General features: G+C 58.9%; 21 protein-coding genes. 18 read left to right on the plus strand and 3 right to left on the minus strand.

Annotated elements, in window-relative coordinates; all coding sequences use genetic code 11:
- The first annotated feature begins 46 nt into the window (after positions 1-46).
- Positions 47-532 (plus strand): phosphohistidine phosphatase SixA, encoded by a 486-nt coding sequence (gene sixA / locus AB6V08_RS05445; RefSeq protein ID WP_368541724.1) that lies wholly within the window; start codon positions 47-49, stop codon positions 530-532.
- 37 nt (positions 533-569) lie between these two features.
- On the opposite strand, the gene smrB is transcribed toward sixA, so the two are convergent.
- Entirely contained in the window at positions 570-1,121 is a 552-nt protein-coding gene (gene smrB / locus AB6V08_RS05450; protein WP_368541725.1) for an endonuclease SmrB, read from the minus strand.
- Positions 1,122-1,266: 145 nt separating this feature from the next.
- Here smrB and prmB point away from each other — a divergent pair, with 145 nt between their 5' ends.
- From prmB to AB6V08_RS05480, 6 genes are read left to right on the plus strand one after another with little or no spacing between them, the layout of a single operon-like run.
- Entirely contained in the window at positions 1,267-2,199 is a 933-nt protein-coding gene (gene prmB / locus AB6V08_RS05455; RefSeq protein ID WP_010433217.1) for a 50S ribosomal protein L3 N(5)-glutamine methyltransferase, read from the plus strand.
- Between the two features lie 59 nt (positions 2,200-2,258).
- Positions 2,259-3,344, plus strand: a complete 1,086-nt coding sequence (gene aroC / locus AB6V08_RS05460) for a chorismate synthase (RefSeq protein WP_368541726.1) — start codon at positions 2,259-2,261, stop codon at positions 3,342-3,344.
- 2 nt (positions 3,345-3,346) lie between these two features.
- A complete protein-coding gene (gene mepA / locus AB6V08_RS05465; RefSeq protein WP_368541727.1) occupies positions 3,347-4,171 on the plus strand; it encodes a penicillin-insensitive murein endopeptidase in 825 nt (274 codons plus the stop codon).
- Positions 4,171-4,980 (plus strand): sulfite exporter TauE/SafE family protein, encoded by an 810-nt coding sequence (locus tag AB6V08_RS05470; protein WP_368541728.1) that lies wholly within the window; start codon positions 4,171-4,173, stop codon positions 4,978-4,980. Before mepA ends, AB6V08_RS05470 begins: the two co-directional genes overlap by 1 nt.
- Positions 4,980-5,525 carry an elongation factor P hydroxylase gene (locus AB6V08_RS05475; RefSeq protein WP_368541729.1) on the plus strand — a complete coding sequence of 182 codons (546 nt, stop codon included), beginning with the start codon at positions 4,980-4,982 and terminating at the stop codon, positions 5,523-5,525. Before AB6V08_RS05470 ends, AB6V08_RS05475 begins: the two co-directional genes overlap by 1 nt.
- Before the next feature lie 13 nt (positions 5,526-5,538).
- A complete protein-coding gene (locus AB6V08_RS05480) occupies positions 5,539-5,817 on the plus strand; it encodes a YfcL family protein (protein WP_368541730.1) in 279 nt (92 codons plus the stop codon).
- A 45-nt stretch (positions 5,818-5,862) separates the two neighbouring features.
- Here the strand turns inward: AB6V08_RS05480 and mnmC are convergent, their stop codons facing one another.
- On the minus strand, positions 5,863-7,860 hold the full coding sequence (gene mnmC / locus AB6V08_RS05485) for a bifunctional tRNA (5-methylaminomethyl-2-thiouridine)(34)-methyltransferase MnmD/FAD-dependent 5-carboxymethylaminomethyl-2-thiouridine(34) oxidoreductase MnmC (RefSeq protein ID WP_368541732.1): 1,998 nt from the start codon (positions 7,858-7,860) through the stop codon (positions 5,863-5,865).
- A gap of 158 nt (positions 7,861-8,018) precedes the next feature.
- Here mnmC and fabB point away from each other — a divergent pair, with 158 nt between their 5' ends.
- Together fabB and AB6V08_RS05495 are read left to right on the plus strand one after the other, a co-directional pair.
- Positions 8,019-9,236: a beta-ketoacyl-ACP synthase I gene (fabB, locus tag AB6V08_RS05490; protein WP_368541733.1), complete on the plus strand. Its 1,218-nt coding sequence runs from the start codon at positions 8,019-8,021 to the stop codon at positions 9,234-9,236.
- A gap of 67 nt (positions 9,237-9,303) precedes the next feature.
- Positions 9,304-10,482 carry an MFS transporter gene (locus AB6V08_RS05495; protein WP_368541734.1) on the plus strand — a complete coding sequence of 393 codons (1,179 nt, stop codon included), beginning with the start codon at positions 9,304-9,306 and terminating at the stop codon, positions 10,480-10,482.
- A gap of 73 nt (positions 10,483-10,555) precedes the next feature.
- Here the strand turns inward: AB6V08_RS05495 and flk are convergent, their stop codons facing one another.
- Positions 10,556-11,560: a flagella biosynthesis regulator Flk gene (flk, locus tag AB6V08_RS05500; protein ID WP_368541735.1), complete on the minus strand. Its 1,005-nt coding sequence runs from the start codon at positions 11,558-11,560 to the stop codon at positions 10,556-10,558.
- A gap of 112 nt (positions 11,561-11,672) precedes the next feature.
- On the opposite strand from flk, the gene pdxB reads away from it, so the two are divergent.
- From pdxB to purF, 9 genes are all read left to right on the plus strand, one after another.
- The gene (pdxB, locus tag AB6V08_RS05505) at positions 11,673-12,809 is read left to right on the plus strand and encodes a 4-phosphoerythronate dehydrogenase PdxB (RefSeq protein ID WP_368541737.1); all 1,137 of its coding nucleotides are present in this window, start codon (positions 11,673-11,675) and stop codon (positions 12,807-12,809) included.
- Positions 12,810-12,876: 67 nt separating this feature from the next.
- Positions 12,877-13,890 carry an aspartate-semialdehyde dehydrogenase gene (locus tag AB6V08_RS05510; protein ID WP_368541739.1) on the plus strand — a complete coding sequence of 338 codons (1,014 nt, stop codon included), beginning with the start codon at positions 12,877-12,879 and terminating at the stop codon, positions 13,888-13,890.
- On the plus strand, positions 13,890-14,702 hold the full coding sequence (truA, locus tag AB6V08_RS05515; protein WP_368541741.1) for a tRNA pseudouridine(38-40) synthase TruA: 813 nt from the start codon (positions 13,890-13,892) through the stop codon (positions 14,700-14,702). The genes AB6V08_RS05510 and truA overlap by 1 nt, the downstream gene beginning before the upstream one ends.
- A 28-nt stretch (positions 14,703-14,730) precedes the next feature.
- Positions 14,731-15,390, plus strand: a complete 660-nt coding sequence (locus AB6V08_RS05520; RefSeq protein ID WP_368541742.1) for a DedA family protein — start codon at positions 14,731-14,733, stop codon at positions 15,388-15,390.
- A 154-nt stretch (positions 15,391-15,544) separates the two neighbouring features.
- Complete coding sequence (accD, locus tag AB6V08_RS05525; protein WP_003861408.1) at positions 15,545-16,450, plus strand: acetyl-CoA carboxylase, carboxyltransferase subunit beta; 906 nt, start codon at positions 15,545-15,547, stop codon at positions 16,448-16,450.
- Positions 16,451-16,519: 69 nt separating this feature from the next.
- The gene (gene folC / locus AB6V08_RS05530) at positions 16,520-17,788 is read left to right on the plus strand and encodes a bifunctional tetrahydrofolate synthase/dihydrofolate synthase (RefSeq protein ID WP_368541743.1); all 1,269 of its coding nucleotides are present in this window, start codon (positions 16,520-16,522) and stop codon (positions 17,786-17,788) included.
- Positions 17,778-18,479: a cell division protein DedD gene (gene dedD, locus AB6V08_RS05535; RefSeq protein WP_368541744.1), complete on the plus strand. Its 702-nt coding sequence runs from the start codon at positions 17,778-17,780 to the stop codon at positions 18,477-18,479. Before folC ends, dedD begins: the two co-directional genes overlap by 11 nt.
- 178 nt (positions 18,480-18,657) lie before the next feature.
- Positions 18,658-19,146: a colicin V production protein gene (cvpA, locus tag AB6V08_RS05540; RefSeq protein ID WP_000262116.1), complete on the plus strand. Its 489-nt coding sequence runs from the start codon at positions 18,658-18,660 to the stop codon at positions 19,144-19,146.
- A 14-nt stretch (positions 19,147-19,160) separates the two neighbouring features.
- Positions 19,161-20,678: an amidophosphoribosyltransferase gene (gene purF / locus AB6V08_RS05545; RefSeq protein ID WP_368541745.1), complete on the plus strand. Its 1,518-nt coding sequence runs from the start codon at positions 19,161-19,163 to the stop codon at positions 20,676-20,678.
- The last annotated feature ends 6 nt before the right edge of the window (positions 20,679-20,684 follow it).

Below are 20,684 nucleotides of genomic sequence, written 5' to 3' on the forward strand. Positions count from 1 at the left end.
GCAGGCAGTCAGCGCTGGTGATTCTGGTTAACAAAAGCGGTGCAATATGCAAGTTTTTATCATGCGTCACGGCGACGCGGCACTCGATGCCGCCAGTGACTCAGTACGTCCTTTAACAAACTGTGGCTGCGACGAATCTCGTCAGATGGCAACGTGGCTTAAAGGTCAAAAAGTGGACATTGAACGTGTCCTGGTGAGTCCGTTCCTGCGTGCAGAACAGACGCTGGACGTGGTAGGGGAGTGCATGAACCTGCCGACCAGTGTGGATGTTCTCCCGGAACTTACGCCGTGCGGCGATGTTGGCCTCGTGAGCGCATACCTTCAGGCGTTGTGCAATGAAGGTATCTCCTCAGCACTGGTCATTTCCCACCTGCCACTGGTTGGCTATCTGGTATCTGAACTGTGCCCTGGCGAAACGCCACCGATGTTTACGACCTCCGCCATTGCTAACGTCACCCTCGACGAAGCGGGCAAAGGGGTCTTTAACTGGCAAATGAGCCCGTGCAATCTGAAAATGGCGAAAGCTATCTGACGTAACGCGCTTGCTGGCGGGGCCTCCCGCCAGTCTGTCAGGGCAGCTCTGGCGGCTGCCACTCCTCTACTTCAATCAACACCAGCAATGCGGCATCTCCGCCGTACTCTTTTGGTGCCTGATGAAACGCCATCACGTGTGGGTGCTGAGCCAGCCACAGCGGCGTTTGCTGCTTGAGAATATGTTTACCGTGCCCGTGCATCACGCAGGCGCAAAAGACGTGTTCGCGACGACATGCGGCGATCAGTGCGCCCAGCTCCTGTTTCGCCTGCATCTGGGTTAAGCCGTGCAGATCGAGAAACAGCTCCGGCGAATAATCCCCGCGGCGCAACTTTTTCAGCTCAAAATGGCTGACGTCTTCGCGCACGTATTTCACCGCGCCCTGGGTGTTCAGCAGCGGCTGAAATTCGTCTGAAAAATAGTGGCTGTTGTCGGCCTGCTCCTGCAATAAACGTTTGACCGGCACTTCGGTGACTTTCTTGCGAATCGGGCGGTGGACAATGGTGTCCTGCTTAATTTGACGCGTTCCGGTCATAAGCTGGCGGAAGAGCGCCTGATCCTCCTGGCTGAGCGTCGTTTTCTTTTTCATTAGCCTGTCTCATCTCTGATTTCGAATAGTGTACCTGACTAAACGCATTTTTTAACCTCAAGCAGCAAGCGTGAATGCTGATTTATCGCCGTCTTCATGGCAAACTAGCCGCCGAAAATTATGCGAGCGTGCCCTGGAGGAAAGAGTGGATAAAATTTTTGTCGATGAAGCAGTAAACGAGCTGCATACCATACAGGACATGTTGCGCTGGTCCGTTAGCCGCTTCAGCGCCGCCAATATCTGGTACGGCCACGGCACGGATAACCCGTGGGATGAGGCGGTACAGCTGGTTCTGCCTTCGCTCTATCTGCCTCTCGATATTCCTGAAGACATGCGCACCGCGCGCCTGACCTCAAGCGAGAAACACCGTATCGTCGAGCGCGTGATTCGCCGCGTTAACGAGCGTATTCCGGTTGCCTACCTGACCAATAAAGCCTGGTTCTGCGGCCACGAGTTCTACGTGGACGAGCGCGTGCTGGTGCCGCGCTCACCGATTGGCGAGCTGATCAACAACCATTTTGACGGCCTGATTAACCATCAGCCGCAGCACATTCTCGATATGTGTACCGGCAGCGGCTGCATCGCGATTGCCTGCGCCTACGCCTTCCCGGAAGCGGAAGTGGACGCGGTAGACATCTCCACCGACGCGCTGGCGGTTACCGAGCACAACATCGAAGAGCACGGCCTGATCCATCACGTGACGCCGATTCGCTCTGACCTGTTCCGCGACCTGCCAACCCTACAGTACGATCTGATCGTCACCAACCCGCCTTACGTGGACGCGGAAGACATGTCGGATCTGCCAAACGAATATCGCCACGAGCCGGAGCTGGGTCTGGCATCGGGATCGGACGGCCTGAAGCTGACGCGCCGCATTCTGGCCTGCGCGCCGGATTACCTGACCGACGACGGCGTTCTGATTTGTGAAGTGGGCAACAGCATGGTACATCTGATAGAGCAGTACCCGGATGTGCCGTTCACCTGGCTTGAGTTCGATAACGGCGGTGACGGCGTCTTTATGCTGACCAAAGCGCAGCTTCTCGACGCGCGCGAACACTTCAGCATCTACAAAGATTAATCCAGCGGGCTTCGGCCCGTTTCACAACGCTCAAACACAATAACGACAGCGGAGCCGTGATGGCAGGAAACAGTATTGGACAATTATTCCGCGTGACCACCTTCGGTGAGTCGCACGGGCTGGCACTGGGTTGTATCGTTGATGGCGTCCCGCCAGGCATCGAACTGACAGAGGCCGATTTACAGCACGATCTTGACCGCCGCCGCCCAGGCACCTCTCGCTACACCACGCAGCGTCGCGAGCCGGACCAGGTCAAAATTCTCTCCGGCGTTTTCGAAGGCCGCACGACCGGCACCAGCATTGGCTTGCTGATTGAGAACACCGACCAGCGCTCCCAGGATTACGGCGCCATCAAAGACGTGTTCCGTCCGGGCCACGCCGATTACACCTACGAGCAAAAATACGGTTTCCGCGACTATCGCGGCGGCGGACGTTCTTCCGCCCGTGAAACCGCAATGCGCGTGGCGGCAGGGGCTATCGCTAAAAAATACCTGGCGCAAAAGTTTGGCATCTTGATCCGCGGCTGTCTGACCCAGATGGGCGATATTCCGCTGGCGATCGAAGACTGGGATCAGGTTGAGCAGAACCCGTTCTTCTGCGCCGATGCCTCAAAGCTTGAGGCGCTGGACGAGCTGATGCGCGGCCTGAAAAAAGAGGGCGACTCAATCGGTGCCAAAGTGACCGTGGTTGCCGACGGCGTGCCGGCGGGCTGGGGCGAACCGGTGTTCGACCGTCTGGATGCGGACATTGCCCATGCGCTGATGAGCATCAACGCGGTGAAAGGCGTTGAGATTGGCGACGGTTTTGACGTGGTTCAGCTTCGCGGCAGCCAGAACCGCGACGAAATCACCAGACAGGGTTTCCAGAGCAACCACGCGGGCGGCATTCTTGGCGGCATCAGCAGCGGGCAGCAAATTGTTGCCAACATCGCGCTGAAGCCGACCTCAAGCATTACCGTGCCGGGCCACACGATTAACCGCTCTGGTGAAGAAGTTGAGATGATCACCAAAGGACGTCACGATCCGTGCGTGGGGATCCGCGCGGTGCCGATCGCCGAAGCGATGCTGGCGATCGTGCTGATGGATCACTTCCTGCGCCAGCGCGCGCAGAATGCAGACGTGACGACCACCATTCCACGCTGGTAAACATGAAAAAAACCGCAATTGCTCTGCTGGCGCTGCTCGCCAGTGGAGCCAGTCTGGCCGCCACCCCGTGGCAAAAAATCACCCATCCCGTGGCGGGAAGCGCGCAATCCATTGGCGCGTTTTCCAACGGCTGTATCGTGGGCGCAGAGGGGCTGCCGCTGCAGTCCGATACCTATCAGGTGATGCGTACCGACCAGCGCCGCTACTTCGGCCATCCGGATCTGGTGCTGTTTATCCAGCGTCTGGGGAACCAGGTGCACAACCTGGGGCTGGGCACGATGCTGATTGGCGATATGGGCATGCCCGCGGGCGGGCGTTTTAACGGCGGCCACGCCAGCCACCAGACCGGACTGGATGTCGATATCTTCCTGCAGCTGCCTAAAACCCGCTGGAGTTCGTCGCAGCTGCTGAAGCCTCAGGCGCTGGATCTGGTCGCACGCGACGGGAAAAGCGTTGTGCCGACGCTCTGGACGCAGGATGTCTCGAGCATGATCAAGCTGGCGGCGAAAGATAACGACGTTACGCGCATTTTTGTGAACCCGGCGATTAAGCAACAGCTGTGCCTGGATGCGGGAACCGATCGCGACTGGCTGCGCAAAGTGCGCCCGTGGTTCCAGCACCGCGCGCATATGCACGTACGTTTACGCTGCCCGGCGAACAGCCTGGAGTGTGAAGATCAGCCGCTACCGCCGCCGGGCGATGGCTGCGGCGCGGAGCTGCAAAGCTGGTTTGAACCCGCTAAACCTGGAACCACCAAGCCTGAGAAGAAGACACCGCCTCCGCTGCCGCCTTCCTGCCAGGCGCTACTGGATGAGCACGTACTCTGATGGATAATTTCGTCGAACTCTTTACGGTTTCCCCGCTGCTGCTGGTGGTGCTGTTTTTCGTCGCCATGCTTGCCGGTTTTATTGATGCGCTGGCGGGCGGGGGCGGTCTGCTGACCGTCCCGGCGCTGCTGGCCGCCGGTATGAGCCCGGCTCAGGCGCTGGCAACCAACAAGCTCCAGGCCTGCGGCGGCTCGCTGTCGGCATCGCTCTATTTTATCCGCCGCAAGGTGGTAAACCTCGCCGATCAGAAGCTCAATATCCTGATGACCTTTATCGGCTCCACCTCGGGTGCGCTGCTGGTGCAGCACGTCCAGTCGGACATCCTGCGCCAGATCCTGCCGATTCTGGTTATCTGCATCGGCCTCTATTTTTTACTGATGCCGAAGCTCGGGGAAGAAGATCGCCAGCGTCGCCTGCACGGCCTGCCGTTTGCGCTGATTGCCGGGGGCTGCGTCGGTTTTTACGACGGCTTCTTCGGCCCGGGAGCCGGGTCGTTCTATGCGCTGGCGTTTGTCACGCTGGCCGGATTTAACCTCGCTAAATCCACCGCTCACGCCAAAGTGCTCAACGCCACCTCGAACGTGGGCGGCCTGCTGCTGTTTATCATCGGCGGAAAGGTCATCTGGGCGACCGGGTTTGTGATGATGGCGGGACAATTTTTGGGCGCGCGCGCAGGCTCGCGTCTGGTATTAAGCAAGGGGCAGAAGCTGATCCGTCCGATGATCGTCATCGTGTCGGCGGTGATGAGTGCCAAGCTACTTTATGACAGCCACGGACAGGAGATCCTCCACTGGTTGGGGATGAACTAATGAACAGTACGCATAAATATGAACAGCTGATTGAAATCTTCGACGGCTGTTTTGCCGATGATTTTAATACCCGTCTGATTAAAGGCGACGACGAACCGATCTATCTTCCTGCTGATGCAGAGGTGCCCTACAACCGCATCGTGTTCGCCCACGGCTTTTATGCCAGCGCGCTACACGAAATTTCGCACTGGTGCATTGCCGGGAAAGCGCGTCGTGAGCTAGTGGACTTCGGCTACTGGTATTGCCCGGACGGGCGCGACGCCGCGACTCAGGGGCAGTTTGAGGACGTTGAGGTGAAGCCCCAGGCGTTTGACTGGCTGTTCTGCGTGGCGGCGGGGTATCCGTTTAACGTCAGCTGCGACAACCTCGAGGGCGACTTCGAGCCAGACCGTATTGTGTTCCAGCGCCGCGTTCACGCTCAGGTAATGGAATATCTTGAGAAGGGCATCCCGGAACGTCCGGCGCGCTTTATCAAGGCCTTACAGAATTATTACCACACGCCGGACATCACGGCGGAATGCTTCCCGTGGCCGGAAGATCTTTAACAGAGGAAAGAAGATGATCGCAGAATTTGAATCACGCATTCTGGCGTTAATTGATGACATGGTGGAACACGCCAGTGATGATGAGCTGTTCGCCAGCGGTTATCTGCGTGGTCACCTGACGCTGGCGGTTGCCGAGCTAGAGGCCGGGGACGATCACTCTGCCCAGGCGGTGCACGACGAAGTGACCCGCAGCCTGGAAAAAGCGATTCAGGCCGGTGAACTCTCTCCGCGCGACCAGACGCTCGTGATGGGGATGTGGGATAGCCTGTTCCAGCGCGCCAGCGCGCAGTAAGATTGTAAATCCCTCTCCCTGTGGGAGAGGGCACCATGCCGCACCCTACTTCACCATTTTCCCTTTCAGCAGCTTACGCACCCACAGCCGATTTGGGTTAAGCCCCGCCAGGGTAGTGCTGTCCAGCGGTATCGGCTCATCGCTCATCTGCGCGGCGAGCACTTCCGCCAGCAGCGGCGCCGAACACAGCCCGCGCGATCCCAGTCCGCCCAGCATGTACAGATCCGGATAAACCGGCGCGGTTACCGCTGACTCTTTGTTGTCCGCCAGATCCTGATAGGCCGCGAGCGTGGCCTCATAGTCCGGCACGCTGCCCGCCATTGGCAGGTGATCCCGCGTGGCGCAGCGTACCCCGCAGCGGGCCTCTCCTGCGCTCACATCCACCTCTTTCGCCCAGTCGGCCTGCGGGAAACAGTCAATCAACCGCTGGCGGTTCTGCTGCTGATCGTCTTCGCGATACTGCACGTCCGTTTCCCCGCGGCGATAGCTCGCCCCGATACAGTGGTGGCCGTTTGACGGATTTTGCGGCGTCAGGTAGCCGTCGTAGCAGAGCACCTGGCGCAGATTGCCGAGCTGCGGGGCGGTGGGGATGTGGCTTACCTGGCCGCTCACCGGATAGACCGGCAGCTTTTCCGTCTGGGCAAACTGGCTAATATGATGCCCGTTTGCCAGCACCACGCAGTCATGCTGCGCCTGCCCGCCATTGCTGAACGCTATCGTCCACCGGGTTTCATGCGCCAGGCTCGCCACGCTGCGGGAGTAGTGCACCGTCAGCCCGCGGGACTGCGCAAGCGCGATTGCCGCCGACGTAAGCTCCGCCGGGCACAGCCAGCCGCCGAGCGGATACTGGATACCGTCGCAGCCGCTTTCTATGCCCGCGGTTTCCGCCACCTGCCGCGCGTCCACCGCCCGGGCGATCTCCTGCGGTAAGCCGAGGGACAGCATCTGCGCGATTTTCTGCTGGCTCTTTTCGTCCCAGCCGAGCTGCGTTACGCCGCACCAGTCGTGGTCGAAGGTCACCGGCAGTATGTCATACAGACGGCGCGCAAAGGTGAACGCCGCCGGGAAAAACTGGCTCAGCGCCGGATCGTGCGCGCTCAGCAGCGGGTAGAGCGCGCCCTGACGGTTGCCGGATGCGCCCGTTGCCGGGGCGGCGTCCGCACAGTACAGCGTGACCTGCCAGCCGCGATGGAGCAGCGCGAGCGAGAGCAGGGCGCTGGCAATCCCGCCGCCAACGATGGCGACCTCGCGCGAGCGGCTGGCGGGACGGGCAAACCACGGGGCAAGGGCGGGATTCTCTGGCGTTTGCTCCATCGTCCCGACGAGCATGTCGCGCTTGCGGCCAAAGCCTTTGGTCTTTTGCATGGTAAAGCCCGCTTCCTGCAGCCCGCGGCGCACGAAACCGGCCGAGGTAAAGGTCGCGAGCGTCGCGCCGGGACGCGCCAGGCGCGCCATCGCCGTAAACAGGTGCTGACTCCACATGTCCGGATTTTTCGCCGGGGCAAAGCCGTCGAGGAACCAGGCGTCCACCTTCTGGCGCATTGAATCGTCGAGCCTGTCGGTTAGCTCGTTGATATCCCCGAGCCACAGATCCAGCGTCACGCGCCCGCCGTCCAGCAGCAGGCGATGGCAGCCGCCGATCGCCGGCGGCCACTGGGCCTGAAGCTGCTCTGCCCACGGGGCAAGCTCCGGCCAGTGCCGATGCGCCTGCTTCAGGTCGTGCGCGGTGAGCGGGAATTTCTCAAAACTGATGAAATGTAATCTTTGTAGGGTAGCGTCGGGGTGTGCAGCGCGAAACGCGTCAAACGCCTGCCAGAGGGTCAGGAAGTTAAGCCCTGTGCCAAATCCGCTTTCGCCCACCACAAACAGGCTGCGCGGATGAACGGGAAAACGGGCGCTGAGGTGGTTTCCGTCGAGGAAAACATAACGCGTTTCTTCCAGTCCGTTATCATTAGAAAAGTAGACGTCATCGAAATCTCGGGAAACAGGTGTACCCTCAGCGTTGAATTCGAGGTTGGCGGGTTGTATAGCGTTTTGTTTCACGTAAGTTACTCGTCTGGCAGGCAGTGGCACGATCTTAACGATGTGAGTCCGCTGGTGCAAATTTCCGCAGAAATTCGCTGATCGGACTTGTTCGGCGTACAAGTGTACGCTATTGTGCGACTCGAAACTTAATATAGTGCGACTTACAGAGGTATTGAATGAAACGTGCAGTGATTACTGGCCTGGGCATCGTTTCCAGCATCGGTAATAACCAGCAGGAAGTCCTGGCATCTCTGCGTGAAGGACGCTCCGGGATCACTTTCTCTGAAGAGTTTAAAGATTCAGGTATGCGTAGCCACGTATGGGGTAACGTCAAACTGGACACCACCGGTTTGATTGACCGCAAAGTGGTTCGTTTCATGAACGATGCCTCTATTTATGCTTATCTTTCCATGCAGGAAGCGATTGCTGATTCCGGTCTGACCCCTGAGGTTTACCAGAACAACCCGCGCGTGGGCCTGATTGCAGGTTCCGGCGGCTCGTCTAAAGCACAGGTGTTCGGTGCTGACGCAATGCGTAGCCCGCGCGGTCTGAAAGCGGTAGGTCCATACGTGGTGACCAAAGCGATGGGCTCCGCGGTTTCCGCTTGCCTGGCAACGCCTTTCAAAATTCACGGCGTGAACTACTCCATCAGCTCCGCCTGTGCTACTTCCGCACACTGCATCGGTAACGCGGTTGAGCAGATCCAGCTGGGCAAACAGGACATCGTATTTGCTGGCGGCGGCGAAGAGCTGGGCTGGGAAATGGCCTGTGAGTTTGATGCGATGGGCGCGCTGTCCACCAAATACAACGAAACCCCAGAAAAAGCTTCCCGTACCTATGACGCCAACCGCGACGGTTTCGTTATCGCAGGCGGCGGCGGTATGGTTGTGGTTGAAGAGCTGGAGCACGCTCTGGCACGTGGTGCGCACATCTACGCTGAAATCGTTGGCTACGGCGCAACGTCCGACGGCGCAGACATGGTTGCACCATCCGGTGAAGGCGCCGTTCGCTGCATGAAGATGGCGATGCAGGGCGTTGATACCCCAATCGATTACCTGAACTCCCACGGTACGTCTACTCCGGTCGGCGACGTGAAAGAGCTGGGTGCAATTTGCGAAGTGTTCGGCGACAACAGCCCGGCTATCTCTGCAACCAAAGCCATGACCGGTCACTCTCTGGGTGCGGCGGGCGTGCAGGAAGCTATCTACTCTCTGCTGATGCTGGAACACGGCTTTATCGCCCCAAGCATCAACGTGGAAGAGCTGGACGAGCAGGCTGCTGGCCTGAACATCGTGACTCAGCCAACTGACGCAACGCTGACGACCGTCATGTCTAACAGCTTCGGCTTTGGCGGCACCAACGCCACGCTGGTTATGCGCAAGCTGAAAGCTTAAGCTTTTGAATGTATAGTAGAAGGGAGCCTGAGGGCTCCCTTTTTTTATGCCTGGATTCGGAGTTTGCATGACTGTCGCCACCCCTGCAGAGAACGCTTCTTCTAATAATGTCTCGCTGTTTCGCATCGCCTTTGCGGTATTTCTCACCTACATGACCGTTGGCCTGCCGCTGCCGGTTATCCCGCTGTTCGTTCACCAGGAGCTGGGTTACGGTAATACGCTGGTGGGCGTGGCGGTGGGCATTCAGTTTCTGGCAACCGTTCTGACCCGCGGCTACGCGGGGCGCCTGGCGGATCAGCACGGCGCGAAGCGCTCGGCGCTGCAGGGGATGTTCGCCTGCGCGCTGGCGGGCGGCGCGTGGCTGCTGGCGGCGCTGCTGCCGATTGAGGCTATCTACAGGTTCGGGCTGCTGATCCTCGGGCGTCTGATTTTAGGTTTCGGTGAAAGCCAGCTTCTGACGGGGACGCTAACCTGGGGAATGGGGCTGGTCGGCCCGGCGAAATCCGGCAAGGTGATGTCCTGGAACGGAATGGCGATTTACGGCGCGCTGGCCGCCGGGGCGCCGCTGGGCCTGCTGATCAATAGCCACTTTGGCTTTGCCGCCCTGGCCGCAACCACCATGGTCCTGCCACTGCTGGCCTGGGCATTTAACGGCTCGGTGCGAAAAGTGCCCGCGCACAAAGGCGAGCGTCCGTCACTGCTGAGCGTGGTCGGGAAAATCTGGCAGCCTGGCCTGGGGCTTGCCCTGCAGGGCGTGGGCTTTGCGGTGATTGGCACCTTTGTCTCGCTCTACTTTATGAGCCGCGGCTGGGCGATGGCGGGCTTTACCCTGACCGCGTTCGGCGGCGCGTTCGTGCTGATGCGCGTGCTGTTCGGCTGGATGCCGGATCGCTTCGGCGGGGTAAAAGTGGCGGTGGCGTCGCTGGTGATTGAAACCATCGGGCTGGTGATGCTCTGGCAGGCGCCCGTGGCGTCCGTTGCCTTACTCGGCGCGGCGCTGACCGGCTGCGGCTGCTCGCTCATTTTCCCGGCGCTCGGCGTGGAAGTGGTGAAGCGCGTGCCGCCGCAGGTGCGCGGTACGGCGCTGGGCGGCTATGCCGCGTTTCAGGACATCTCCTACGGCGTGACCGGGCCGCTGGCGGGCGTGCTGGCCACCTCGTTTGGTTACCCGTCCGTATTTCTTGCGGGGGCGGTTTCTGCGGTCGTGGGGATTGTGGTGACGCTGGTGGCGTTTCGCCGATCGTAGTTTTTGCCCGGTAGCGCTTCGCTTACCGGACCTCTAATCGCACGAACCGAGGCGAAGCCGCCACCCGGCAGCGTTACGCGACCAGCCAGAAAATCGCCAGCGCAATCAGCAGCGCGATAAACATCAGCCCTGGACGGGCAGAGAGGTTTCTGAAGGTTTCGACCACCGGCGCGAACAGCGGGCTGTATATAGGTTGAACGTTGCGCGCTTCCGGAACGCCGCCTTCGCGCTCTGCGCGGCGGGTAAAGATCTGATTGAGTAAATCCTGCACCTGCGCGGTGGTCAGCACCGTTTGCGGCGTGGCCTGCCAGCTCTGCTGGGCGTAATCCCGAATGGCTTCGAACTCGCGCGGCTCAAGCGGCTGCTTTAGCGCAGCCTGCAGCGTGTGCAGGGTCGGGGCGCTCTGGGTGCTCAGCGTCTGGCGCGCCTGTAGCCAGGTTACCAGATGGGTAAACTGTTTTGCCGGGATCAGCTCGCCATCCTTCACCCCGGAAAGTTCCAGCATCGACTGCCAGATGAGCTTTGGCGATTCACCCGTTGCCGCCGCGAGTTTGGTCACCATCTGATTGAGCGTGTTGTGCTCGGCGGGCTGCAGCGGGCGCTCGGTGGCCGGGCGCTGCTGCGGCTGCGGGATCGCCAGCTGGTTGGTTTGCAGCAGCGTCAGCACGGTTTTGAGCTGCTCCGGCGTAAGCTGGCTCAGCGCGGTCTGGCCGTACTGTTGACGAATAAAATCGCTCACCGCCTGGCGGTTATTCCCCTGGCCTAACAGCTCGGTGAGCTGCGAGATAACCTGCCGCGTGGTGTGATTCTGCTGCGCGGTGGTCAGGCGCTGGTTCAGGTTTTGCTCGGCGGCGGGGAAGTGGCGCGACTGAAGCGGCGCGTCGTTTCTGACCCCCAGATCGTGCTTCACCCCGGCCCAGACTTCGGCATTCTGCTGCGAAGTGAGCGCAATCAGGCGCGTTATCAGGCGCTCCAGCACCGTACGCTGCTGCGTGGAGAGCGGTTGTTCGCCTGCAATGTTGGGCGTGACGGGGCCTTCACCCGGAGGGCGTGGCGGCGTGCCTGAAATGGGATGCATCGTCAAAAATCCTTAAAGTCATTACTCACCGTAAACCAGGTTTCATATATGCCTGGCGGCGAGATTATGGCACACTTGACGGGTTTTCTTCCTCTCAAACAGGTACTCAGACGTGAAAATCCTCGTTGATGAAAATATGCCTTACGCCCGCGAGCTGTTTAGCCGCCTCGGTGACGTTAAGGCTGTCCCGGGTCGCCCGATCCCAGTGAATGAACTGGACGATGCCGACGCGCTGATGGTGCGCTCGGTGACCAAAGTAAATGAGGCGCTCCTGTCCGGCAAAGCGGTGAAATTTGTCGGCACGGCTACCGCCGGGACCGATCATGTGGATGACAAATGGCTTAGCCAGGCGGGGATCGGTTTTTCCGCCGCCCCGGGCTGTAACGCCATTGCCGTAGTGGAATACGTTTTCTCCTCCCTGCTGATGCTGGCCGAGCGCGACGGGTTTGCCCTGAAGGATCGCACCGTGGGCATCGTCGGCGTGGGCAACGTGGGCGGGCGCCTGCAAAAGCGTCTGGAAGCCTTAGGCATTCGCACGCTGCTGTGCGATCCCCCGCGTAAAGACAGCGGCGACGAAGGCGATTTCCGCCCGCTCGACGAGCTGGTGGCGCAGTGCGACGTTTTAACCTTCCACACGCCGCTGTTCAAAGAGGGGCCGTATAAATCGCTGCACCTGGCCGATGAGGCGCTGATCCGTCGCCTTAAGCCGGGCACCATTTTGATCAACGCCTGCCGCGGCCCGGTGGTGGATAACGCCGCGCTGCTGAAATGCCTGGAAGAAGGGCAGGCGCTGAGCGTGGTGCTGGACGTCTGGGAGCCGGAGCCGGATCTTAACGTCGACCTGCTGGCTAAGGTCGATGTGGCTACCGCGCACATCGCAGGCTACACCCTGGAGGGCAAGGCGCGCGGCACTACGCAAGTCTTTGAAGCCTATAGCGCGTTTATCGGCAAGCCGCAGCAGGTTGCTCTCGACATGCTGCTGCCCGCCCCGGAGTTTGGCCGCATCACGCTGCACGGCTCGCTCGATCAGGCTACGCTGAAAAGGCTGGTGCATTTAGTGTATGATGTGCGCCGCGATGACGCCCTGCTGCGAAAAGTGGCGGGTATTCCGGGTGAATTTGACAAGCTGCGCAAGAATTATCTTGAGCGCCGCGAATGGTCTTCCCTGTACGTAATGTGCGATGACGCAGCGGCTGCAACGCTACTGCATCAGCTGGGTTTTAACGCCGTTCATCATCCGGCGCGTTAATGTCTTCTTAATGCTCCCTGTCGAATAATCCGGCAGGGACGCTTTTTTATTTCTGGAGTAAACCACCATGTCTGAAGGCTGGAACATTGCCATTTTAGGTGCCACCGGCGCCGTGGGCGAAGCCCTGCTCGAAACCCTTGCCGAGCGCCAGTTCCCGGTGGGAGAAATTTACGCCCTGGCGCGCACCGACAGCGCGGGTGAACATCTGCGTTTTGCCGGTAAATCCGTCATGGTGAAAGACGCGGCCGATTTCGACTGGACGCAGGCGCAGCTGGCGTTCTTCGCCGCAGGCGTTGAAGCCTCTGCGGCCTATGCGGAAGAAGCCACCAACGCAGGCTGTCTGGTGATCGATCTCAGCGGCCTGTTTGCGCTGGAGCCGGACGTGCCGCTGGTAGTGCCAGACGTGAACCCGTTCGTGCTGGCGGACTACCGCAACCGTAACATTATCGCCGTGCCGAATGCCCTCACCAGCCAGCTGCTGACCGCGCTGAAACCGCTGATTGACGACGGCGGCCTGTCGCGCATTGCCGTGACCAGCCTGCTTTCTGCTTCCGCACACGGCAAAAAAGCCGTCGACGCGCTCGCCGGGCAAAGTGCGAAACTTCTGAATGGTATCCCCATCGACGAAGATGACTACTTTGGTCGTCAGCTGGCGTTTAATATGTTGCCGCTGCTGCCCGATCGCGAAGGCTCAGTGCGCGAAGAGCGCCGCATCGTTGATGAAGCGCGCAAAATTCTGCAGGACGACGGCCTGATGATCTCCGCCAACGTTGTGCAGTCGCCTGTTTTCTACGGCCACGCGCAGATGGTGAGCTTTGAGGCGCTGCGTCCGCTGGCGGCAGAAGAGGCGCGCGATGCGTTTGGCCGCGGCGAAGATATCGTGCTGTCCGAAGAGAGCGAGTTCCCGACCCAGGTGGGCGACGCCACCGGCAGCGCGCACCTGTCCGTTGGCTGCGTGCGTAACGACTACGGGATGCCGGAGCAGGTTCAGTTCTGGTCGGTGGCCGATAACGTTCGCTTCGGCGGCGCGCTGATGGCGGTGAAAATTGCCGAAAAACTGGTGCAGGAGTACCTGTACTGATGTCGGAAGTGGAACAAAAGCCGGTTCATAAAATTGCCCTCGGTATTGAGTACGACGGCAGTAAATATTATGGCTGGCAGCGTCAGAATGAGGTGCGCAGCGTCCAGGAAAAGCTGGAGAAAGCGCTCTCTCAGGTGGCGAACGAGCCGATTAACGTCCTGTGCGCCGGCCGTACCGATGCCGGCGTTCACGGCACCGGGCAGGTGGTGCATTTCGAAACCACGGCGGTGCGTAAAGACGCCGCCTGGACGCTGGGCGTAAATGCGAATTTGCCTGGTGACATTGCGGTGCGTTGGGTAAAAGCTGTGCCGGATGATTTTCACGCGCGCTTCAGTGCCACCGCGCGCCGCTACCGCTACGTTATCTATAACCAGCGTCTGCGTCCGGCAGTGCTAGGTCAGGGCGTGACGCATTTTTATGAACCGCTGGATGCAGAGCGTATGCACCGGGCAGCGCAGTCCCTGATTGGTGAAAATGACTTTACGTCGTTTCGTGCGGTGCAGTGTCAGTCCCGCACGCCGTGGCGTAACGTCATGCACATTCACGTCAGCCGTCATGGCGCGTATGTGGTGGTGGATATCAAAGCCAATGCCTTTGTACATCATATGGTTAGGAATATTGTGGGCAGCCTGATGGAAGTAGGCGCCGGACACCAGCCGGAGAGCTGGATTGCAGAACTGCTGGCGGCGAAGGACAGAACGCTTGCGGCAGCAACGGCGAAAGCAGAAGGGCTGTATCTGGTAGCGGTTGATTATCCGGAACGCTTCGATCTGCCTAAACCGCCAATGGGCCCGCTGTTTTTAGCGGACTAAACAAAGGTGCAATTAAGGCTTAGACAACATGGATTTAATACGTTTTCTTATTGATTTCATCCTGCATATCGATGTTCACCTGGCAGAGCTGGTCGCGCAGTACGGCGTCTGGGTCTATGCCATTCTGTTCCTGATCCTGTTCTGTGAAACCGGGCTGGTGGTCACGCCGTTCCTGCCGGGCGATTCGCTGCTGTTCGTTGCCGGGGCGTTATCCGCACTGCCCACTAACGATCTGAACGTGCATCTGATGGTCATGCTGATGATCGTCGCCGCCATCGTGGGGGACGCGGTCAACTACACCATAGGGCGCGTGTTTGGGGAACGGTTATTTAGTAACCCGAATTCCAAAATTTTCCGCCGCAGCTATTTAGACAAAACCCACGCGTTCTACGAACGTCACGGCGGCAAAACCATTATCCTTGCGCGTTTTGTGCCTATTGTGCGTACATTTGCGCCGTTTGTGGCGGGAATGGGACATATGTCCTATCGTCATTTTGCCCTGTATAACGTTGCGGGCGCGCTGCTGTGGGTTCTGCTGTTCACCTACGCGGGCTACCTGTTTGGCGATCTTCCTGTGGTTCAGGAAAATCTTAAGTTACTGATTGTAGCCATTATTGTGCTCTCCATCCTGCCCGGCGTTATCGAAGTGATTCGTCACCGACGCGCGGCGGCTAAGCAGGTGAAGTAAAAGCGCATTCGCGGTTCGACCACTTTTTTATCCAAAGTTTCGGGCTGTTATGTTTTAATGTGCAACATTCATGGTCTGTTGGAGGCAAAAATGGCATTATTCGCCTCTTATAGCAAAACTGGCATACGACCAGGTTCAGGCAGAAAGGTTATCAATGAGCTGGATTGAACGAATTAAAAGCAACATTACCCCAACGCGCAAAGCGAGCATTCCTGAAGGGGTATGGACGAAGTGTGATAGCTGCGGCCAGGTTCTGTATCGCGCAGAGCTGGAACGCAACCTCGAGGTGTGTCCTAAGTGTGACCACCACATGCGTATGTCGGCGCGCAACCGCCTGCATAGCCTGCTGGACGAAGGTTCTCTGGTAGAACTGGGCAGCGAGCTTGAGCCAAAAGACGTGCTGAAGTTCCGCGACTCCAAAAAATACAAAGATCGTCTGGCCTCTGCGCAAAAAGAGACCGGCGAGAAAGACGCGCTGATCGTCATGAAAGGCACCCTGCATGAAATGCCGGTTGTGGCTGCGGCGTTTGAGTTCTCCTTTATGGGCGGCTCAATGGGCTCCGTTGTGGGCGCGCGCTTCGTGCGTGCCGTTGAGCAGGCGCTGGAAGACAACTGTCCGCTGATCTGCTTCTCCGCCTCCGGTGGCGCACGTATGCAGGAAGCGCTTATGTCACTGATGCAGATGGCGAAAACCTCTGCGGCGCTGGCGAAAATGCAGGAGCGCGGTCTGCCGTACATCTCCGTACTGACCGACCCAACCATGGGTGGTGTCTCTGCAAGCTTCGCGATGCTGGGCGACCTGAACATCGCAGAGCCAAAAGCGCTGATCGGTTTTGCCGGCCCTCGCGTTATCGAACAAACCGTTCGTGAAAAGCTGCCGCCGGGCTTCCAGCGCAGTGAGTTTCTCATCGAAAAAGGCGCCATCGACATGATCGTTCGCCGCCCGGAAATGCGCCTGAAACTGGCCAGCATCCTGGCGAAGCTGATGAATCTGCCGGCGCCTAACCCGGATGAGCCGCGCGAAGGCGTGGTCGTACCGGATCAGGAACCCGAGGCCTGATAACTGAAAAGGGCAGGGCCAACTGGCGCTGCCCTTTTTCTTTCTCACCGTTAATGACAGCCGGGCATCATGGAAAATAAAAGCATTCCCCAAGCCACGTCGCCCCTGGTCGCGTGGCTTTCTTATCTGGAAAACCTGCACAGTAAAACCATCGACATGGGGCTTGAGCGCGTAGGCCAGGTCGCCGCGCGTCTGGACGTGTTAAAGCCAGCGCCTTTCGTGTTTACCGTCGCGGGAACAAACGGTAAAGGCACCACCTGCCGCACGCTGGAGTCCGTGCTGATGGCCGCCGGCTACAAGGTTGGCGTGTACAGCTCACCGCATCTGGTGCGTTATACCGAGCGCGTGCGCATTCAGAACACCGAGCTGCCGGAATCGGCGCACGCGGCGTCGTTTGCTGAGATTGAAGCGGCGCGCGGTGAGATCTCCTTAACCTATTTTGAATACGGCACGCTGTCCGCGCTGTGGCTGTTTAAGCAGGCGCAGCTCGACGTGGTGATCCTTGAAGTCGGTCTGGGCGGGCGTCTGGATGCCACCAACTTGGTGGACGCCGACGTGGCGGTTGTGACCAGCATCGCGCTGGATCATACCGACTGGCTGGGGCCGGATCGCGAAAGCATTGGCCGTGAAAAGGCCGGTATTTTCCGCGCCGGTCGTCCTGCCGTGGTGGGCGAGCCGGATATGCCGCACACCATTGCCGATGTCGCCAGCGAGAAGGGCGCGACGCTGCTGCGCCGCGGCGTAGACTGGCAGTATGAGGTCAACGCAGACGGCTGGCGCTTTAGCGACGCCGCGGGCGCGCTGGATAACCTGCCTCTGCCGCAGGTGCCGCAGCCCAACGCCGCCACCGCGCTGGCGGCGCTGCGTGCCAGCGGGTTGAATGTGAGCGAGCAGGCCATCCGCGACGGCATTCAGCATGCGATTTTGCCCGGGCGTTTTCAGATTGTCAGCGAGTCACCGCGCGTGATCCTCGACGTGGCGCATAACCCGCACGCGGCGGCCTATCTTGCCGGGCGTCTTAAATCCTTGCCAAAAACCGGGCGCGTGCTGGCGGTTATCGGTATGCTGCACGATAAAGATATCGGCGGAACGCTGGCCTGCATGGAGACTGTGGTCGATTGCTGGTATTGTGCTCCTCTGGAAGGGCCGCGCGGCGCCTCTGCTGAACAGTTGATGGAACATCTCGGCACGGGCGAAAGCTATAAAAGCGTGGCGCAGGCCTGGCACGCTGCGATGGCGGATGCTAAACCAGAAGATACCGTGCTGGTGTGTGGCTCGTTCCACACCGTTGCACATGTCATGGAAGTGATGGACGCGGGGAGAACCGGTGGCGAGTAAGTTTCAGAACCGTTTAACAGGAACCATTGTGCTTGTTGCGCTCGGGGTGATCATTCTCCCCGGCCTGCTCGACGGGCAGAAAAAGCATTACCAGGACGAATTCGCGGCTATTCCGCTGGTGCCAAAACCGGGCGACCGCGATGAGCCCGACATGTCGCCGGCGGCGACACAGGCGCTGCCTGCTCAGCCTCCGGAAGGGGCGGCTGAAGAGGTGCGCGCAGGGGACGCCGCAGCGCCTTCCCTCGATCCTTCTCGCCTGGCGGTTACCAGCAACAGCGATATCGATCCTGTGCCGGTTCCGGTAGAGCAGCCTAAGCCTGTCGAAAAACCAAAAGCCGTTGAGAAGCCGCAGCCGAAGCCGCAGCGCGATAAAACCGCTGACCAGCTCGCGGCAGCATCAGAAACGCCGCCTCCGGCGAAAGCGAATCAGCCAGATGCCGCGCCCGCGGGTAAAGCCTACGTTGTTCAGCTCGGCGCGCTTAAAAATGCCGATAAGGTCAACGAGGTCGTGAGCAAGCTGCGCGGTGCGGGATATCGTGTTTACACTTCACCTTCCACGCCGGTGCAGGGTAAAATTACCCGCATCCTGGTGGGGCCGGAAGCGTCTAAAGATAAGCTCAAAGGCTCCCTCGGCGAGCTGAAGCAGATCTCCGGTCTGAGCGGTGTGGTGATGAACTACAGTGCGAACTAAGTAGGTCTACACACCGACCCTTTCCCTGAAAGAGAGAGGGCGGAAAGCAACGGCGTTGAACATTTTTTCAGCGCCTTTTTTATTTACGCGCGGGAAGGAAATCCCTACGCAAACGTTTTCTTTTTCTGTTAGAATTCGCCCCGAACTGGATGACAGGGCGTTTAATCGTGGGACACATATGGTCTGGATTGATTACGCCATCATTGCGGTGATTGGTTTTTCCTGTCTGGTTAGCCTGATCCGTGGCTTTGTTCGTGAAGCGTTATCGCTGGTGACATGGGGTTGTGCTTTCTTTGTTGCCAGTCATTACTACACTTACCTGTCTGTCTGGTTCACGGGCTTTGAAGATGAACTGGTCCGAAATGGAATCGCTATCGCGGTGCTGTTTATCGCGACGCTGATTGTCGGCGCTATCGTGAATTACGTGATAGGCCAGCTGGTCGAGAAAACCGGTCTGTCAGGAACGGACAGGGTGCTCGGCATCTGTTTCGGCGCGCTGAGAGGCGTGTTGATTGTCGCCGCGATACTGTTCTTCCTTGACACCTTTACCGGGTTCTCAAAAAGCGAAGACTGGCAGAAATCGCAGCTGATACCAGAGTTCAGCTTCATCATCAGATGGTTCTTTGACTATCTGCAAAGCTCGTCGAGTTTCTTGCCCAGGGCTTAACGAGGAAAAGACGAATGTGCGGTATTGTCGGTATCGCCGGTTTCATGCCGGTTAACCAATCTATTTATGACGCGTTAACGGTGCTTCAACACCGTGGTCAGGATGCTGCGGGTATCATCACCATTGATGCAAACAACTGCTTCCGTTTACGTAAGGCTAACGGCCTGGTAAACGATGTGTTTGAAGCCCGCCATATGCAGCGTCTGCAAGGTAATATGGGGATTGGTCACGTTCGTTATCCTACTGCTGGCAGCTCCAGCGCCTCCGAGGCTCAGCCTTTCTACGTCAACTCACCGTATGGCATCACGCTGGCTCACAACGGCAACCTGACCAACGCCCATGAGCTGCGTAAAAAGCTGTTCGAAGAGAAACGTCGCCACATTAACACCACTTCTGATTCTGAAATCCTGCTCAACATCTTCGCGAGCGAGCTGGATAACTTCCGCCACTATCCGCTGGAAGCAGACAACATTTTTGCTGCCGTTGCCGCCACCAACCGCCAGATCCGCGGCGCGTATGCCTGTGTGGCGATGATCATCGGTCACGGCATGGTTGCCTTCCGCGATCCAAACGGCATTCGTCCGCTGGTGCTCGGCAAGCGCGACCTCGGCGATGGCCGTACCGAATACATGGTTGCCTCCGAAAGCGTGGCGCTGGATACCCTGGGCTTTGAGTTCCTGCGCGACGTCGCGCCGGGCGAAGCGGTGTACATCACCGAGAAGGGCCAGCTGTTTACCCGCCAGTGCGCGGATAACCCGGTCACCAACCCGTGCCTGTTCGAATACGTTTACTTCGCCCGTCCGGACTCCTTCATCGACAAAATTTCCGTGTATAGCGCCCGCGTGAACATGGGGACGAAGCTCGGTGAGAAGATTGCCCGCGAGTGGGACGATCTGGATATCGACGTGGTCATTCCTATTCCGGAAACCTCCTGCGACATCGCGCTGGAAATCGCCCGCATTCTGGATAAACCGTACCGTCAGGGCTTCGTGAAGAACCGCTACGTTGGCCGTACCTTTATCATGCCGGGCCAGCAGCTGCGCCGTAAGTCCGTGCGCCGCAAGCTGAACGCCAACCGCGCCGAGTTCCGCGACAAGAACGTGCTGCTGGTGGATGACTCCATCGTGCGCGGCACCACCTCTGAACAGATCATCGAGATGGCGCGCGAAGCCGGTGCGAAGAAGGTTTACCTGGCCTCTGCGGCGCCGGAAATCCGCTTCCCGAACGTGTACGGCATTGATATGCCAACCGCGAACGAGCTGATTGCACACGGCCGCGAAGTGGATGAAATCCGCCAGATCATCGGTGCCGACGGCCTGATTTTCCAGGATCTGAACGATCTGATCGACGCGGTGCGCGCCGAGAACCCGGACATTCAGCAGTTCGAATGCTCGGTCTTCAACGGCGTTTACGTGACCAAAGACGTGGATCAGCAGTATCTCGACTACCTCGACTCGCTGCGTAACGACGATGCGAAAGCCGTTCAGCTGCAAAACGATCTCGAAAGCTTAGAGATGCACAACGAAGGTTAACGCCTT

The sequence above is a fragment of the Enterobacter soli genome (assembly GCF_964208575.1).
GTDB lineage: Bacteria > Pseudomonadota > Gammaproteobacteria > Enterobacterales > Enterobacteriaceae > Enterobacter > Enterobacter soli_A.

Excerpts from the sequence above, each read along its gene's own strand:
- sixA (WP_368541724.1), top strand. The coding sequence starts at position 47 with ATGCAAGTTTTTATCATGCGTCACGGCGACGCGGCACTCGATGCCGCC.
- smrB (WP_368541725.1), bottom strand. The coding sequence starts at position 1,121 with ATGAAAAAGAAAACGACGCTCAGCCAGGAGGATCAGGCGCTCTTCCGC.
- aroC (WP_368541726.1), top strand. The coding sequence starts at position 2,259 with ATGGCAGGAAACAGTATTGGACAATTATTCCGCGTGACCACCTTCGGT.
- mepA (WP_368541727.1), top strand. The coding sequence starts at position 3,347 with ATGAAAAAAACCGCAATTGCTCTGCTGGCGCTGCTCGCCAGTGGAGCC.
- AB6V08_RS05470 (WP_368541728.1), top strand. The coding sequence starts at position 4,171 with ATGGATAATTTCGTCGAACTCTTTACGGTTTCCCCGCTGCTGCTGGTG.
- AB6V08_RS05475 (WP_368541729.1), top strand. The coding sequence starts at position 4,980 with ATGAACAGTACGCATAAATATGAACAGCTGATTGAAATCTTCGACGGC.
- AB6V08_RS05480 (WP_368541730.1), top strand. The coding sequence starts at position 5,539 with ATGATCGCAGAATTTGAATCACGCATTCTGGCGTTAATTGATGACATG.
- fabB (WP_368541733.1), top strand. The coding sequence starts at position 8,019 with ATGAAACGTGCAGTGATTACTGGCCTGGGCATCGTTTCCAGCATCGGT.
- AB6V08_RS05495 (WP_368541734.1), top strand. The coding sequence starts at position 9,304 with ATGACTGTCGCCACCCCTGCAGAGAACGCTTCTTCTAATAATGTCTCG.
- flk (WP_368541735.1), bottom strand. The coding sequence starts at position 11,560 with ATGCATCCCATTTCAGGCACGCCGCCACGCCCTCCGGGTGAAGGCCCC.
- AB6V08_RS05510 (WP_368541739.1), top strand. The coding sequence starts at position 12,877 with ATGTCTGAAGGCTGGAACATTGCCATTTTAGGTGCCACCGGCGCCGTG.
- truA (WP_368541741.1), top strand. The coding sequence starts at position 13,890 with ATGTCGGAAGTGGAACAAAAGCCGGTTCATAAAATTGCCCTCGGTATT.
- AB6V08_RS05520 (WP_368541742.1), top strand. The coding sequence starts at position 14,731 with ATGGATTTAATACGTTTTCTTATTGATTTCATCCTGCATATCGATGTT.
- accD (WP_003861408.1), top strand. The coding sequence starts at position 15,545 with ATGAGCTGGATTGAACGAATTAAAAGCAACATTACCCCAACGCGCAAA.
- folC (WP_368541743.1), top strand. The coding sequence starts at position 16,520 with ATGGAAAATAAAAGCATTCCCCAAGCCACGTCGCCCCTGGTCGCGTGG.
- cvpA (WP_000262116.1), top strand. The coding sequence starts at position 18,658 with ATGGTCTGGATTGATTACGCCATCATTGCGGTGATTGGTTTTTCCTGT.
- purF (WP_368541745.1), top strand. The coding sequence starts at position 19,161 with ATGTGCGGTATTGTCGGTATCGCCGGTTTCATGCCGGTTAACCAATCT.